The organism is Tropicimonas sp., from assembly GCF_047971885.1.
Lineage (GTDB): Bacteria > Pseudomonadota > Alphaproteobacteria > Rhodobacterales > Rhodobacteraceae > Tropicimonas.
This window is the reverse complement of record NZ_JBKEAE010000005.1, coordinates 1-14602: the sequence shown is the minus strand read 5'-3', so window position 1 is coordinate 14602 and position 14602 is coordinate 1. Positions and strand designations below refer to the sequence as shown.

At 66.7% G+C, this 14602-nt stretch carries 19 protein-coding genes; 8 read left to right on the top strand and 11 right to left on the bottom strand.

Going from position 1 to position 14602, the window contains the following annotated elements; all coding sequences use genetic code 11:
* Positions 1-211: 211 nt before the first annotated feature.
* From ACK5IR_RS00275 to ACK5IR_RS00245, 7 genes are all read right to left on the bottom strand, one after another.
* Positions 212-1312: a GNAT family N-acetyltransferase gene (locus ACK5IR_RS00275; RefSeq protein ID WP_416924726.1), complete on the bottom strand. Its 1101-nt coding sequence runs from the start codon at positions 1310-1312 to the stop codon at positions 212-214.
* Positions 1309-1842 carry a GNAT family N-acetyltransferase gene (locus tag ACK5IR_RS00270; protein WP_416924724.1) on the bottom strand — a complete coding sequence of 178 codons (534 nt, stop codon included), beginning with the start codon at positions 1840-1842 and terminating at the stop codon, positions 1309-1311. Before ACK5IR_RS00270 ends, ACK5IR_RS00275 begins: the two co-directional genes overlap by 4 nt.
* Positions 1839-2354, bottom strand: coding sequence for a GNAT family N-acetyltransferase (locus tag ACK5IR_RS00265; RefSeq protein WP_416924722.1), 516 nt, complete (start codon positions 2352-2354; stop codon positions 1839-1841). Before ACK5IR_RS00265 ends, ACK5IR_RS00270 begins: the two co-directional genes overlap by 4 nt.
* A gap of 46 nt (positions 2355-2400) precedes the next feature.
* Positions 2401-2931 (bottom strand): GNAT family N-acetyltransferase, encoded by a 531-nt coding sequence (locus ACK5IR_RS00260; protein ID WP_416924720.1) that lies wholly within the window; start codon positions 2929-2931, stop codon positions 2401-2403.
* Positions 2931-4439, bottom strand: coding sequence for a signal recognition particle protein (ffh, locus tag ACK5IR_RS00255; RefSeq protein WP_416924718.1), 1509 nt, complete (start codon positions 4437-4439; stop codon positions 2931-2933). The genes ACK5IR_RS00260 and ffh overlap by 1 nt, the downstream gene beginning before the upstream one ends.
* A gap of 264 nt (positions 4440-4703) precedes the next feature.
* Positions 4704-5294, bottom strand: coding sequence for an FMN-dependent NADH-azoreductase (locus tag ACK5IR_RS00250; RefSeq protein ID WP_416924716.1), 591 nt, complete (start codon positions 5292-5294; stop codon positions 4704-4706).
* Positions 5295-5449: 155 nt separating this feature from the next.
* A complete protein-coding gene (locus ACK5IR_RS00245) occupies positions 5450-6313 on the bottom strand; it encodes a hypothetical protein (protein WP_416924714.1) in 864 nt (287 codons plus the stop codon).
* A gap of 166 nt (positions 6314-6479) precedes the next feature.
* Between ACK5IR_RS00245 and ACK5IR_RS00240 the strand changes: the two genes are divergently transcribed.
* Complete coding sequence (locus ACK5IR_RS00240; RefSeq protein WP_416924712.1) at positions 6480-7364, top strand: LysR family transcriptional regulator; 885 nt, start codon at positions 6480-6482, stop codon at positions 7362-7364.
* Positions 7349-8269: a DMT family transporter gene (locus ACK5IR_RS00235; protein ID WP_416924710.1), complete on the top strand. Its 921-nt coding sequence runs from the start codon at positions 7349-7351 to the stop codon at positions 8267-8269. The genes ACK5IR_RS00240 and ACK5IR_RS00235 overlap by 16 nt, the downstream gene beginning before the upstream one ends.
* A 13-nt stretch (positions 8270-8282) precedes the next feature.
* Here the strand turns inward: ACK5IR_RS00235 and ACK5IR_RS00230 are convergent, their stop codons facing one another.
* Both ACK5IR_RS00230 and ACK5IR_RS00225 read right to left on the bottom strand, forming a co-directional pair.
* Positions 8283-8624, bottom strand: coding sequence for an ArsR/SmtB family transcription factor (locus ACK5IR_RS00230; protein ID WP_416924708.1), 342 nt, complete (start codon positions 8622-8624; stop codon positions 8283-8285).
* A 116-nt stretch (positions 8625-8740) separates the two neighbouring features.
* Complete coding sequence (locus ACK5IR_RS00225; RefSeq protein WP_416924706.1) at positions 8741-8905, bottom strand: hypothetical protein; 165 nt, start codon at positions 8903-8905, stop codon at positions 8741-8743.
* A 205-nt stretch (positions 8906-9110) separates the two neighbouring features.
* Between ACK5IR_RS00225 and ACK5IR_RS00220 the strand changes: the two genes are divergently transcribed.
* From ACK5IR_RS00220 to ACK5IR_RS00195, 6 genes are all read left to right on the top strand, one after another.
* Positions 9111-10022, top strand: coding sequence for a DMT family transporter (locus tag ACK5IR_RS00220; RefSeq protein ID WP_416924704.1), 912 nt, complete (start codon positions 9111-9113; stop codon positions 10020-10022).
* Between the two features lie 173 nt (positions 10023-10195).
* On the top strand, positions 10196-10519 hold the full coding sequence (locus ACK5IR_RS00215; RefSeq protein WP_416924702.1) for an AtpZ/AtpI family protein: 324 nt from the start codon (positions 10196-10198) through the stop codon (positions 10517-10519).
* A gap of 3 nt (positions 10520-10522) precedes the next feature.
* Positions 10523-11269, top strand: coding sequence for a F0F1 ATP synthase subunit A (locus tag ACK5IR_RS00210; protein WP_416924700.1), 747 nt, complete (start codon positions 10523-10525; stop codon positions 11267-11269).
* A 58-nt stretch (positions 11270-11327) separates the two neighbouring features.
* Positions 11328-11564, top strand: coding sequence for a F0F1 ATP synthase subunit C (locus ACK5IR_RS00205; RefSeq protein ID WP_416924698.1), 237 nt, complete (start codon positions 11328-11330; stop codon positions 11562-11564).
* 85 nt (positions 11565-11649) lie between these two features.
* Positions 11650-12216: a F0F1 ATP synthase subunit B' gene (locus ACK5IR_RS00200; RefSeq protein ID WP_416924696.1), complete on the top strand. Its 567-nt coding sequence runs from the start codon at positions 11650-11652 to the stop codon at positions 12214-12216.
* The gene (locus ACK5IR_RS00195) at positions 12216-12776 is read left to right on the top strand and encodes a F0F1 ATP synthase subunit B (protein WP_416924694.1); all 561 of its coding nucleotides are present in this window, start codon (positions 12216-12218) and stop codon (positions 12774-12776) included. Before ACK5IR_RS00200 ends, ACK5IR_RS00195 begins: the two co-directional genes overlap by 1 nt.
* A gap of 153 nt (positions 12777-12929) precedes the next feature.
* On the opposite strand, the gene ACK5IR_RS00190 is transcribed toward ACK5IR_RS00195, so the two are convergent.
* On the bottom strand, positions 12930-13697 hold the full coding sequence (locus ACK5IR_RS00190) for a FadR/GntR family transcriptional regulator (protein ID WP_416924692.1): 768 nt from the start codon (positions 13695-13697) through the stop codon (positions 12930-12932).
* Between the two features lie 79 nt (positions 13698-13776).
* Positions 13777-14427, bottom strand: coding sequence for an OmpA family protein (locus ACK5IR_RS00185; RefSeq protein WP_416924690.1), 651 nt, complete (start codon positions 14425-14427; stop codon positions 13777-13779).
* Positions 14428-14602 lie beyond the last annotated feature (175 nt).

Sequence of the window (14602 nt, the reverse complement as noted above, 5' to 3'; positions counted from 1 at the left end):
GATGCTCTGGCGATGCCCGCTGAGGAGGTCTGCGGCCCGCCGGGTATCGTCGTCCGCCGGCGGTTCCCCCGTTGCGGCCGTGTGGTCGTTGCGGGTCATGCGGATCCCTCCCTGCCGTATCTTTGGAGCCCGTGCACCGCGCCGTCCATCGGCCCGGTCGATTGTGGCCGGGCCCGGCCGGCTGTGGACATTGTGGCGGAACCGGTTGTCATCACGCATAGCTCCCCGGGTTTCCGTCGGTGTCGGGCGCCGGGTGGCGATAGACACGATAGGTCGCGCCTTCGGGTCGCGGCGCGTCGGGGTCGGGCCTGCACCCCAGCCGTTCGGCCAGCGCGATGGATTGCAGGTTGTCGGGCGCGCAGTAGCTGACCAGCGTTTCCAGCCCCAGTTCGGTATAGGCATGGTCGCGCATGGCCAGCGCCGCCTCGGTCGCCAGCCCCTTGCCTTCCTGTCCTTCGAACAGGAACCAGCCAAGCTCGGGCTCGGGAAAATCGAGCCCCCGGGTGATCGAAACCTGACCGGCAGGCGCGCCGTCGTGTTCGATGATCAGCCCGCCGAAGCCGAAAAGCTGCCAGTGGGCGATATCGTTGGTGAACCACGACCATGCGGTGGCACGGTTGTGCGGGCCGCTCATACCCCTTGCCCGATCAGAGGCGAGGAAGGCGGCGTAAGGCTCGAAATCGTCGAGCCGGGGCGGGCGCAGGACAAGCCGCGGCGTGTGGATCGTCGGGATCGTCGCGGCGGTCTGACGGCCGGATTGCCGCCGGCGCGCGGCGTTCCGCCGTGCCGTCATCAGCGCCGCCCCCTGCACCGGGTGACGCCAGGCATCGTGGGTGTCGAGCACGGCGGGTTTGAAGGCGTGCGGGTCGATGGCCGCACCCAACCGGCGCGCAAGCCGGATGGCCGGGGCGTTCTCCGAATGGATGTAGGTGACCGCACCCGTCCAGCCGAGGTTCTCGTAGGCGTGGCTGCGTGTGATCAGCAGCGCCTCGTATCCGATATCGAGCCCCAGCACATCGCGGCGCCAGATCTGCCCGGTCAGTTCCTGCTCGGGATAGGAATCGGGGAAATGGGGGCCGAACAGCCCCAGCGCCTCGCCCGGCCTGTCCTTCAGTTCGACAACGAAACGCCCGTAGCCGTTTTGCCGCCAGTGATCGAGTATGGCGTTGAACCGGGGCCGCGCGCTGCCGGCGGCAAGCACCGGCCCATGCGTTGCCCGCCAGTCCGAGGCGTAATAGGCGATGTAGGCCGGCCGGTCCTCGATTGCGGGACGGCGCAGGATCAGACGGCCGGTTTCCAGGCGCTCGATCATGCTGCCACTCCGGGTCCGGGGTGGCGGAAAACCAGTGCATGCGGTGCGTGGGGCGGTCGTGCGGCGCTATCGTCGCCGACAGCCCCCAGCCGTTCGGCCAGCGCGATGGAGCGGGCGTTTTCGGGGTGGATGTAGCTGACCAGCGTCTTGCGCCCGAGCGCATCGAAGGCGTGGGTCCGCACCGCCAGCGCCGCCTCGAACGCGATGCCCTTGCCCTCGGCTCCGTCGTAAAGCGTCCAGCCGATCTCGGGCTCCGGCCAGGTGCCGGGGTACCACAGGCCGCAGAAGCCAAGTGCCGCGTCCGTGCCCCTGGCGGTGATCGTCCGCATGCCGAAGCCGCGCATCACCCAATGCCCGATCAGCGACGAGAAACCGCGCCAGGCCTCGCGCTCGTCAAGCGGGCCACCGGTATGGACCGATCGTCCGGATGCGTAATAGTCGCGAAAGGCGGGGTAATCGGCCGGTTGCGGCGCGCGCAGGGTCAGCCGTGCGGTTTCCAGCGGTGCGATATCGAGACGGATCGGCGTCATGCCCGCCCCCCGGGATGCGGGTGGCGATAGACCAGATCCCCGGGCTCGGGGCGGGCGGCCGATGCATCGGCCTCGGCCCCCAGGCGCAGGGCAACCGCGATCGAGGCGGCATTTCCCGGGCTGACATAGCTGACCAGCGTCGTCAGTCCGCGCCGGCCAAAGGCCCAGTCACGCGCGGCGGCAGCGGCTTCGGTGGCATAACCCTGCCCCTCGAACCCGTCGTAGAGCAGCCAGCCGAGTTCGACCTCGGGGAAATAATCGGGCCTGTTCACGGCGACCTGCCCGACAACGGCGCTGTCGGATCGCCGCTCGATCGTCCAGCCGCCCATGCCCATAAGCGGCCAGGCGCCGGAATCGGCGGCGAACCACAGCCACGCCTCCCTGCGGGTGCGGGGGCCGCCCATGTGGACGGAGCGATCCGTTTCCAGCATCGCGGCGAAGGGCTCGAAATCCTCTGGGCGCTGCTGGTGCAGTGTCAGGCGCCCGGTCACAAGTGTGGGGGCTGCGGTCATGTCAGGCACGCCGTCGTCCGGGCGGTTCGGGGGGATACCGTGGCGCTCATGCCGCGCGCCGCAGACGGGCGGTGCGTTGCGGGCGCACCGGGTGGCAGAATATCAGCGTTTCGGCCGGCCCGTCGGCAAAGGGATCGGCGATGGCACCGGACGTGCGCAGCAACGCCGCCGCGCGGCGGTCGCCGGACGCGACCAAGGTGACGGCCTCGCGCCAGCCGATGCCGTGTTCGGCGAATGCGCGCACGGCGTGCAGCGCTTCGGGCAGCAGCGTGTCGGCATCGGGCGTGTCGAAAAACAGAAAGCCCAGTTCCGGTGCGGGCCAGCCGGTGGCATGCCACGGACCGGCAAGCCCGGCCGGCGTATCGCAGCCTTTGGGCACCACGGCGAAAAGCCCCAGCCCGCAGATATCCCAGTGGCAGGCAATCGGTACCGACTGCGCCAGCGCCCGCATGCCCGATAGCGGCGCGCTGCCGATATGGGGCTGGCCCGCGCGCAGTGCCGCAAGCAGCGTGCCGATATCGCCTATGCTCGGGCGGCGCAGGAAAAGCCGGTCGGTTTCCAGAACGGGCGCGCGCATCACTTCTTCTTTCCGAAACCCGAAAGCCCGGGCGGCAGGGCCATGCCGCCGCCGAGGCCCGGCAATCCGCCCGGCATGCCGCCAAGCGCCCGTGCGGCCTTTTCCATGTCGGCGGGGCTTACGTTTTCCACATCGCGCGGCATAGCCATGCCACCCGCGCCCTTGCCACCGAACATGCCGGACATGGCCTGCCGCAGCAGGCCCTTCTTGCCCATCTTCTTCATCATGTCAGACATTTGCCGGTGCATCTTGAGAAGCTTGTTGAGCTCGGAAACCTCCATCCCCGCGCCCCTTGCAATCCGTTTCTTGCGGCTGGCCTGAAGGATCTGCGGCGCGGCGCGTTCCTTTTTTGTCATCGAATCGATCAGCGCCATCTGGCGCCGGATGATGGTGTCGTCGAACCCCGCATCGGCGACCTGTGCCTTCATCTTGCCCATGCCGGGCATCATGCCCATGATGCCTTCCATGCCGCCCATCCTGAGCATCTGCTCAAGCTGGCCCTTCAGGTCGTTCATGTTGAACTGGCCCTTCTGGAAGCGCTTCATCATGCGCTCGGCCTGTTCGATCTCCAGCGTTTCCTGCGCCTTCTCGACAAGGCTGACGATATCGCCCATGCCGAGGATGCGACCGGCGATGCGCTCGGGGTGGAATTCCTCCAGCGCGTCCATCTTCTCGCCGAGGCCGACGAACTTGATCGGCTGGCCGGTGACATAACGCATCGACAGCGCAGCGCCACCGCGCCCGTCGCCGTCCATCCGGGTCAGCACCACGCCGGAAATGCCGATGCGCTGGTCGAAATTCTCCGCCGTGTGCACCGCGTCCTGACCGGTCAGGCCGTCGACCACCAGCAGCGTCTCGCGCGGGGGGACGGCATCGCGCACCGCCTCGACCTCGGCCATCAGCGCATCGTCGATGGAAAGCCGCCCGGCGGTGTCGAGCATCAGAACGTCATAGCCGCCCAGCGTTGCCTGCTGGCTGGCGCGTCTGGCGATATCGACCGGCTTCTGGCCGGGAACGATCGGCAGCGTGTCGACGCCGATCTGCGCGCCAAGGATGGCAAGCTGCTCCATCGCGGCGGGGCGGTTGACATCGAGCGAGGCCATCAGCACCCGCTTGCCGTTCTTCTCGCTCAGCCGCTTGGCAAGCTTGGCGGTGGTCGTCGTCTTGCCCGAACCCTGAAGGCCGACCATCTGGATCGGCGCCGGCGGGTTGTCGACCTTCAACTCGCCGGGCTTGTCGTCGTCTCCGGCAAGGAAATGGACCAGTTCGTCATGGACGATCTTGACCACCTGCTGGCCCGGCGTCACCGATCGGGTGACGGCCTGACCGGTGGCCTTTCCCTGCACTGCCTTGATGAATTCGCGCGCCACCGGCAGCGAAACGTCGGCCTCCAGCAGCGCCACGCGCACCTCGCGCAGCGCGGCCTTCACATCGTCCTCGGAGAGCGCACCCTGCCGGGTCAGCCGTTCGAAGACCCCGGAGAGGCGTTCTGACAGACTTTCAAACATGCCCCGGCCCTCCTTCGGCCCCGTCTCGACATATGGCCTCCATGTAGGAAGCCGGCTCCCGCAGCGCAAACGCGCCTGCCCCAAACGACGAACGCGCCCGTGGGCGCAACGCGCTGACGGACGGCGATCCCCGGCGAAATAAGGGGACCGGAAGCCTGGCACTTCCGGATGTTGGCGGGTGCTTAGGTCGGGCGGAGGGCGGATGTCAAGGGATTCCCGCCCCCGCGGTTCCGTTGCCGGTTGAAGCCAGTGATCCCGGCCCTGTCAGGCGGCCAGCGCCGCGACCTGCGCCCGGGCGGCTTTCAGCGTGCTGTCGGCATCCAGCGCCAGCCGGTCGGCGTGAACGAGCTCGATATCGGTCAGCCCCATGAAGCCGAGCACATGGCGCAGGTAGGGTGTGGCAAAGTCGATGGCCGAATTCGCCTCGGTCCCGCCCGATGCCATCGCCAGAATGACGCGCTTGCCGGCGAGCAGCCCCTCGGGGCCGGCGGCGGTGTAGCGAAAGGTCACGCCGGCGCGCGCGATCAGGTCGATCCACGCCTTCAACGCCGCCGGTACGCCGAAATTATAGACCGGCACGCCGATGACGATGGTATCGGCGGCGCGCAATTCCCCGATCAGCCGGTCGGACAGCGCCAGCATGTCACGCTGGGCCGCGCCGAGTTCCGGGGGCGGCGTGCCGCGGGTGACGGTGATATAGCCCTCGTCGATCTGGGGCAGCGGCTCGGTGGCAAGGTCGCGGGTGATCACGCGGGCGCCGCCGAATTTCGCCACAATGTTGTCGGTCAGGTCCCGGCTGATCGAGCCGGTGCGGCGGGCCGAGGCATCGACACGCAGAAGGGTGGGGGTGGTCATTCTCGAATTCCGGTACAAGGGTAGTGTTGTCGAAGCTATGTATTGCCCCGACAGATCTGCGCTCAATCTTCAAAAGGGCAGGCTTGATGTGCAGATTTGCTCGGCACGGGGCGGGCGGTTGACCACCCGCCCCGGTATCGGCGATTTGCGGTTGCCTAGAAGCTGGCCTCGACGCAGACGGGCGCAAAGCCGCCTTCGGCTTCCGGTTTGGCGACCGACTGGCAGAGCAGCACATCGCCGGTGCGCGAATCGACGATCCAGAGCGCACCCTGATCGGTGGTGAAGGCCTGGAACGGGGCCGGACCTGCCGCGCCGCCACCCATGGCCGCCTTGCCGCGCGGCATCATGTGCATGCGGCCCTGACCGGGGCCATGGCCGGGGCCGCGCTTGCCGTCGGCCATCCCCGGCATCCTGCCGCCGGGATGCTGCATTCCGCAGCCGCTGTTCCTGCCGCCGCCCGGGCCGCGCATGTCCGGCCCCTTATCGCGGCCCATATCGCGGCCGTGACGCTGGCCCTGCATTCCCGGCATCATTCCCTCCGGGCCGGGCCCCTGCTGCGGGCCGGCACCCTGACCGCGCGGGCCGGCGCCGAAATCGGCGGTGGTCAGGGTGCCGCTGCCGTCGCGGTCGAGCATCTGCATCTGGCGGTCGGCGCCGGCGACATATTCCTGCTGGCTTACGGCGCCGTCACTGTTGATATCGAGCATCGCGGGCGACATGGCCGGCCCGCCACGGCCCATCCCCCGTCCGCCCGCCTGCAGGATGGCCGCGGCGCGCGCTTGGGCGAGGGCCGAGAATTCCCCGGGCGAAAGCGCCCCGTTGTTGTCGGCGTCGAAGCTGGCAAAGGCATTCGCCCGCTGCTGCCGCATCTCGTCGAGCGTGACGGCGCCGTTGCCGTCCTGATCCCAGGTTGCAAGGAAATTCGTGCCGGGAACGAAGGGCTGCGGTTGCTGCTGGGCGGTCGCCGGCAGCGCAAGCAGCGCCGCCAGAGCGGCGGTGGAAAGAAAGACGCGTGTCATGACTGAAACTCCGTTGTTTCGCGGTCTCGTTACCAACCAACGCCAGAGTAGCGCGATTCCGTCGCCGGGCGGAGAAAAAAGACCTTTGTGGCGGCGGCGGGAATCTGCTCACATGGACGGGGCCGGTCACATGGCACGGTCCGGGAACGAGCGACAGGCAGGGGCGATGACAGTCGAGGCATGGGATGAAATCCGCACCGCATTCAATGTGGCGAGGCTGGGAACGGTCTCGGGCGCGGCCGAGGCGCTTGGCGTGCATCACGCCACGGTGATCCGCCATGTCGATGCGCTCGAGGCACGGCTGGGCACCAAGCTGTTCCAGCGCCATGCGCGCGGCTATACGCCGACCGAAGCGGGGCTGGACCTGCTGAGGGTGGCCTCGGCGACCGACGACCAGTTCACCCAGCTTGTCGGGCGCATCCGCGGCCGTGGGGCGGATGTATCGGGCGAGTTGATCATCACCGCGCTGCCGATGTTCTCGCCCCGGCTCGCGCCGGTTCTTGTCGCGTTCATGAACGAGCACCCCGGTATCTGCGTGCGCCTGATGGCCGATCAGCGCCTTTTCAGGCTGGAATACGGCGAGGCGCATGTGGCGATCCGGGCGGGGGAACGCCCCGATCAGCCTGATAACGTCGTTCAGCCCTTTGTCGACGAACATGCCGCGCTTTATGCGACGCGAAGTTACCTCGACCGCCACGGCCCGCTCGAGGAAGGCCACTGGGAGGGCCATCGCTTCGTCACCATCGACGACGCGAACAACCGCGCCGGCTTTTTCCGCTGGATGGTCGAAACGATCCCGGCCGAACAGATCGCCTATCGCTCGTCCGACCAGCGCGGCCTGCTCGACGGCATTCTTGCCGGGGGCGGAATCGGATTTCTTTCGGTGCGCGATGCGCGCCGCCATCCCGATCTGGTTCAGGTGATGCCGACGCGGCCGGAATGGACAAGCAAGATGTGGCTGGTGACCCATGTCGACCTGCACCGCACGGCAAAGGTCCAGACCTTTGTGCGCTTCCTCAAGGAGGCGGCCCGGGAATGGGTGGTGACGTAGCCGCGCGCCGCGGCGCGCCCCGCATCCCCGGGCAGGCAGCGCGCGGCCATCTGGCCATGCTTGCCTTTTCCGCACTGGTCGCGGGGTCGTTTTCGCTCGGTGCGATGGCGGCAAACGAAATCGGCCCGTCGGCGCTGACGGCGCTGCGGTTTCTCCTGGCGTCGTTCATCGTCGCCGCAGCAGCGCAGGTCACGGGCGGCATTCCACGCGCGGCGCTTGCCGCGCCGTGGCGCTACCTGCTGCTGGGCGGGCTGTTCGCGATCTATTTCGTGACCATGTTCGAGGGGCTGAAGACGGCGCCCCCCGTCTCGGCGGCGGCGGTTTTCACGCTGACCCCGCTGATGGCGGGCGGTTTCGGTTATCTGCTGCTGCGCCAGCGGATGAGCGCGCGCACCGCGCTGGCGCTGTGCATAGGTGCGGCCGGCGCGCTGTGGGTGATCTTCCGGGCGGACTGGTCCGCCCTGCGCGCCTTCCGGATCGGACCGGGCGAGGCGGTCTTCTTCTGGGGCTGTGTCGCCCATGCCGCCTATCCGCCGCTGGTTGCGCGGCTCAACCGGGGCGAACGGCCGGTGGTCTTCACTCTCGGCACGCTGATCGCCGGCACGCTGATCCTTGTCCTTGCCGGCTGGCGCGAGATCGCCGCGACCGACTGGCTGGCGCTGCCGGCGATCGTCTGGGTCACGCTTGCCTATGTGACGGTGGTGGCGACGGCGATAACCTTCGTGCTGGTGCAATACGCGGCGCTGCGGCTGCCGGCGTCGAAGGTTATGGCCTATACCTATCTGGTGCCGACATGGGTGATCGGCAGCGAGGCGGCGCTGGGCCGGCCGCTGCCGCCGCCGCTTGTCATGGCCGGTGTCGCGCTGACGGTTCTGGCGCTGGTGCTGCTGCTCGAAACCGACTGACCGGTCAGGCCGGTCAGGGTTCGTCCGGTTCGGTGGGGCGCAGTTCCTGCTCCAGAAAGCGCTCGAACGCGTCGAGGTTGATCGCCTCGTACTGGCCGAAGCCCTGCATCCAGACCGATGCGTCGCGCAGCGCGTCGGGTTCGAGCCTGCACCATTTCACCCGGCCGCGCTTTTCCTGACTGATCAGTCCGGCGCGGGTGAGGATGGTGAGGTGTTTGGAGATTGCCGCCAGCGACATCGCGAACGGTTCGGCCACATCGGTGACCGCCATGTCATCCTCGAGCAGCATGGCCAGGATCGCCCTGCGGGTCGGGTCCGACAATGCGGCGAAGATGGTGTCGAGCGCAGGCTGCATTGGGCGAACCTACGCCCATGCGGCAGCGGGGGGAAGCGGCTGTTTCCGTCGCCGTTCGGGCGCTGTTGGGGGCCGGGGTACCCGCCTGCGTGCATCCGGCCCCGTCTGGCGGTGCCTCAGGCGGCGTCGCGCGTTGTGGTGGCGGAAATCTGCGGGCGGAAAATGCCCGCGATGCGCTGGCGCATCCAGCCGAAGATGGCGCGGATGGTTTCGGCGCGCATCCGGGCAATCTGGCGTTCGAGTTCGTCGATATCCATATGCCTGCCATAAAGATCGTACATTGCGGTATCCTTTCGGGATCAATCCTTGCTTGAGGAAAATCTAGGCCGTTACCGCTATCGGCAGAAGTGTGTCCGGAGGAAATGCCGCATTGCAGAAAACGCATGGCGGCGGCGGTTCCCGCAGGAGGAATGCGCAAGATTCGGGTGGTCCGGCACCGTCGCTTCTGTCAGACGGGCGCAAACGGGTTCGGGTACGGGAACGGTCATGGCACTGCGGGACTGGATCATGGTTGCGGCGCTCGGCATCGCCTGGGGCGCGGCATTTGTCTTCAATGCCATTCTGCTGCGCGAGGTCGGCCCGCTTTCGGTTTCGTTCCTGCGGATCGCGCTTGGCGCGCTGACCTGCTGGGTCTGGGTTCTTGCGACCGGGCGCCATGTGCCGTGGGGGCCGGTGCTGCTGTGGCAGGTTCTGTTTCTCGGGGCGGCAAATTACGCCATTCCCTTTGCCGTCTATCCGATCGCCCAGCAATACGTCACCAGCGCGGTGGCGGGGATCGTCAACGCGACGATGCCGATCGCGGTGGTGATCGTCTCGCATTTCTGGCCGGGGGGCGAGCGTGCGACCCCGGCGAAATCGCTCGGCATCGTCTTCGGCTTCGCCGGCATTGTGGTTCTGATGCTGCCGGCGCTGCGGGGCGGCAGGCAGAACGAGGTCTGGGCGATCCTCTTCATGCTGATTGCGCCCTTCTGCTATGCGGTTGCGATGAACTACCTGCGGCGTTTTCGCGGAATCGATCCGGCTGTGGTCGTGGCGATGGCGCTGACCGGCGGGGCGGTAGCGATCGCGCCGGTCATGCTGGCGGTCGAGGGCGTGCCGGTGATCCGGAGCGCAGGGGGGGCGGCAGCGCTTGCCGCGCTCGGGGTGGTTCTGACCGGGATCGCTTTCATCCTCATGTATGCGCTGGTGGTCCGTGTCGGCGCCACCAATGCCTCGGTGGTGACCTTCATCGCCCCGGTCTCGGCGGTGCTGCTGGGCAACGCCTTGCTGGGCGACGCTATCCTGCCGGCGCATCTGCTCGGGATGGCGGTCATCTTCTGCGGTCTTCTGGTGCTCGACGGGCGCCTGTTGCGTAGTCTGGGGCGGGTATTGCCACCGGATCGTCAACCGAAAGGTTGAATTTGCCCGGCGGATTCCGGGCCATCGCCGGCAGCGGGGCAAATTCGGAGCATTCCGGATAAAACATTTTTTATCAATATGTTACATGCGCCTCCCGGCTCGCCTTATGCGCATTGACTCTGCACCCGGCAAACGCCTAGGGTCCGCCACGAAGGTTGGAGGGTGCCCCCCAGTTGCACGAGGATGGCGGAAGCGAGCGGCTGCGGCAGCTCGAACGGCGGATCGCCAGGGCAAAGGGCGAGGACGAAAGCGCCCCGGAAACGGGAGATATCGGTCAGGCGAACGTTGCCTGGCAGATGGTGACAGAGCTTGTGGCCGGCATCGTGATCGGCCTGGGCATCGGGCTGGGGCTCGATGCGCTGTTCGGCACCAGGCCGCTGTTTCTGGTGCTGTTCGTATTGCTGGGTCTCGTGGCCGGTGTGCGCGTGATGATGCGAACCGCCGCGGACCTGCAGGAGAAGCAGGCGGCAAAGGCCGCCAGGGACGAGAGGGACTGAGACGTGGCAGAAGAAGCGAGCGGCGGCATCCAGATCCACCCGATGGATCAGTTCATCGTCAAACCGCTGTTCGGTGGCGAACATGTGGCGTGGTATACCTTCACCAACGCGACCTTCTGGATGGCGATGGCGGTTCTGGCGACCTTTCTTCTGCTGGTGACCGCGACGCGCAGCCGCGCGATCATTCCCGGCCGCGCCCAGTCGATCGCCGAACTGGCCTATGGTTTCGTGCACAAGATGGTCGAGGACGTCGCCGGCAAGGACGGGCTGAAATATTTTCCCTACATCATGACACTGTTCATGTTCATCGTCTGCGCGAATTTCCTCGGCCTGCTGCCGATGTCGTTCACCACCACCTCGCATGTGGCGGTGACGGCGACACTGGCGCTTGCGGTCTTCATCACCGTGACGGTGATCGGTTTCGTCAAGAACGGCAGCAAGTTTCTCGAACTTTTCTGGGTCAAGTCGGCGCCGCTGGCACTGCGGCCCATCCTCGCCATCATCGAACTGATCTCGTATTTCGTGCGTCCGGTCAGCCACTCGATCCGGCTTGCCGGCAACCTGATGGCCGGGCACGCCGTCATCAAGGTCTTCGCGGGCTTCGCCGGCATTCTCGCCGTGGCGCCGTTCTCGATCCTGGCGATCACGGCGATGTACGGGCTCGAACTGCTGGTGGCCTTCGTTCAGGCCTATGTCTTCACCATTCTGACCTGCGTCTACCTGAAGGACGCGCTGCAACCGTCGCACTGACGGATCCGGTCCCCGAAACGTCTGAAACATCCACTTCCAATCGCAAGGAGATACGAAAATGGAAGGCGATATCGCAAACATGGGTCAATATATCGGCGCGGGCCTTGCCGGCATCGGTTCGGGCGCCGCCGCCATCGGTGTGGGCACCGTCGCCGGCAACTTCCTGGCGGGTGCGCTGCGCAACCCGACCGCCGCGGCGGGCCAGACTGCCACGCTCTTCATCGGTATCGCATTCGCGGAAGCTCTGGGCATCTTCTCGTTCCTGATCGCGCTTCTGCTGATGTTCGCCGTCTGAGCGGCGCTTCTGCGATCCTTGCCGCCAGGGGGGCGGGCCGACCCGTCCGGCCCCCTTGGTGAATATCCAGATCCAGGAGGACAGCATGGCGGGCGAGACAACCGCACTTACCGAACACGCGACGGAAGCCGCCGACGCCGCGCATGCAGCCGAAGGCGCCGGCATGCCGCAGCTGGACTTCTCGACCTTTCCCAACCAGATTTTCTGGCTGATCGTCGCCATCATCGCGATCTATTATATCCTGAGCCGGGTGGCGTTACCGCGCATCGAAACTGTCCTGGCCGAGCGTAACGGGACGATCACCAACGATGTCGCCGCCGCCGAGGAACTGAAGCTGCGCGCGGTCCAGGCCGAAAAGGCCTATCAGAAGGCGCTGGCCGAGGCGCGTGCCCAGGCGCAGAAGATCGCCGCCGAAACCCGCGATGCCATCAGGGAGGATCTCGACGCCGCCACCGACAAGGCGGACGCGGAGATCGCCGCGCGTACCAGTGAATCCACCGCCCGTATCGCCGAGATCCGCGACAGCGCGCTGAGCCATGTCGAGACCGTGGCCAAGGATACCGCCATCGAGATCGTCCGGGCGCTCGGGCGTCCGGCGGATGCCGACGCGGTCGCCTACGAGGTGAACCAACAACTCAAGGGAGGCGCCTGATGCGCAAGCTGATCCTGAGCGCCGCGCTCGCCGGTGTCGCCGGGCCGGCCCTTGCCGCTGGCGGGCCCTTCTTTTCGCTGCATAACACCAACTTCGTGGTGCTGATCGCCTTCCTCGTCTTCGTCGGCATACTGGTCTATTTCAAGGTGCCGGCGATGCTGGGCGGGATGCTCGACAAGCGGGCCGCGCGGATTCGCAACGATCTCGACGAGGCGCGCGCGCTGCGCGAAGAGGCGCAGACCATTCTGGCCGAATTTGAGCGCAAGCAGAAGGACGTGGCCGAGCAGGCCGAACTGATCGTCAAGCAGGCCCGCGCCGACGCCGAGGCGGCGGCGGTGCAGGCCAGGGCCGATCTGGAAAGATCCATCGCCCGCCGTATCCAGGCCGCCGAGGATCAGATCCAGTCGGCCGAGGCGAATGCCGTGCGCGAAGTGCGCGACAAGGCTATCAACGTCGCTGTTGCGGCGGCATCAAGGGTCATTGCCGATGGCATGACCCATGCCGATGCCGACACGATGATCGGCGACAGTATCCGGGTCGTGGACGCCAAGCTGCACTGAGCGGTACCGGTCAGGAGTGTGAGGTTGGGCTCCGGCAATCCTGACTTTGCGGCGGCCTTCTGCCTTGTTCCGCGCCCTGTGCCTTGCCGACCGGAGCAGGAAGGGCTCAGTACCGACTTTCTGGTGTGAACACAGGTCGTTTTCAGGGTGGCGTCAGGATTCGGCGGCGTGTAGCAACCGCTGCCGCGCGATCCGTTCGTTGTGTTCGGTCCGCCGCAGGTCGATCATGGTCTGCTCCACGAAGTCGAGATGCGCCCCGACGGCATTTCGCGCCCGGTCCGGATCATGGTCGCGGATCGCTTCGAAGATGGCGCGGTGCTGGGCAAGTAGGGTGGCGCGCGTGCTGCGGCGCTGGAACAGCGCCGCACGGTTGGCGAAGATGCCCTCGCGCAGCAGGCGGTACATCCCGCGCATCATGTGCAGCATGACGAGGTTATGCGCCGCTTCGACGATCGCCATGTGAAACTCCGCGTCGAGCCGTGCTTCTTCGCCGGGTGCCCGGCTCTCGTGAGCCTGTTCCATGCGTCCGAAAATCCCGGCGATCACCGCAATATCGGTTGCGGAGCCAGCCTCGGCAGCCCGCGCGGCGGTCAGGCCCTCCATGTCGCGGCGAAAGGCGATGTAATCGTGCACCGCCTCGTCATGGGTGGCAAAGAGCCGGATCAGCGGTACCGGAAAGGCAGGCGCCAGCAGGTCGGCGATATAGATACCCGAACCGGCACGTACCTGAACCAGCCCCGCCTCCTCCAGTTCGGACAGGGCGGCGCGCAGCGACGGGCGCGAAACCCCCATACGCTCGGCAAGATCGCGTTCGGCCGGCAGGCGCTCGCCCGGCCTGAGCACACCGCGCAGGATCAGCAGTTCGATCTGCGCCGCGACCGACCGGCTGAGCTTTTCCGACTCGACGGGAAAAAACGTCATCACACACCTCGAATTGGTAATTTTATATTACCACTTTCGGGATGTCTGACAAGCCTGCACCGGATCCGGACGGGTGATGTCAGAGCGTCGTCGGGCGAATGATGATATCGACCCGGCGGTTCTGTGCCTTGCCTTCCTCGGTCAGGTTGGTAGCGACCGGGGCCGCCTCGCCGCGCCCGGTGGCCGAGACGCGCGCCGGGGCGACGCCGTTGGCGACAAGGACATTGGCAACGGTCTGCGCGCGCCGCACCGAGAGATGTTCGTTGTAGCTTGCCGCGCCGGTGTTGTCGGTGTGGCCGATCACCTCGACCCTGGTGTCGGGATACTTATTCAGGCTCGCGGCGAGCGTGCCGAGATCCTGCCGGGCCGGTTCGCTGATGCTGGTGCTGTCGACGGCGAACAGGATATCCTGCGGCATGGTGACGACAAGATTGCCGCCCACCTGGTTGATGATGACGTTTTCGTTGGCGATGGATTGCCGCAGTTCCGCCGCCTGACGGTCCATCATGTTGCCGATGATGCCACCGGCCGCGGCGCCGGCGACGCCGCCGATGATCGCGTCTTTCGCCTCACCGCCGCTGGTCGCCAGTCCGGCCAGCGCGCCGAACGCGCCGCCGACCAGCGCGCCGTTGCGGGTGTGGTTGGTATTGGGGTCGAGTTGCGATGGGTCGGTACAGGCACCCAGCAGGGCAAGGCCGCAAAGGGCCAGCGGAATGGTCCGGTTTCTCATTGCTCGATTACTCGCCTTGTTCGTTATGCCCCCTGCATACGCGATCTGGCACGTGGATTCACCCCGCAAATCCGGGCGTCCGGCCACGACTCCGCTCAGCCCGCCTCGGCGCGCGCCGATTCCCAGGCCAGCAGCGCCCGCTTGACCGGCAGTCCCCAGTGATAGCCGCCCAGAC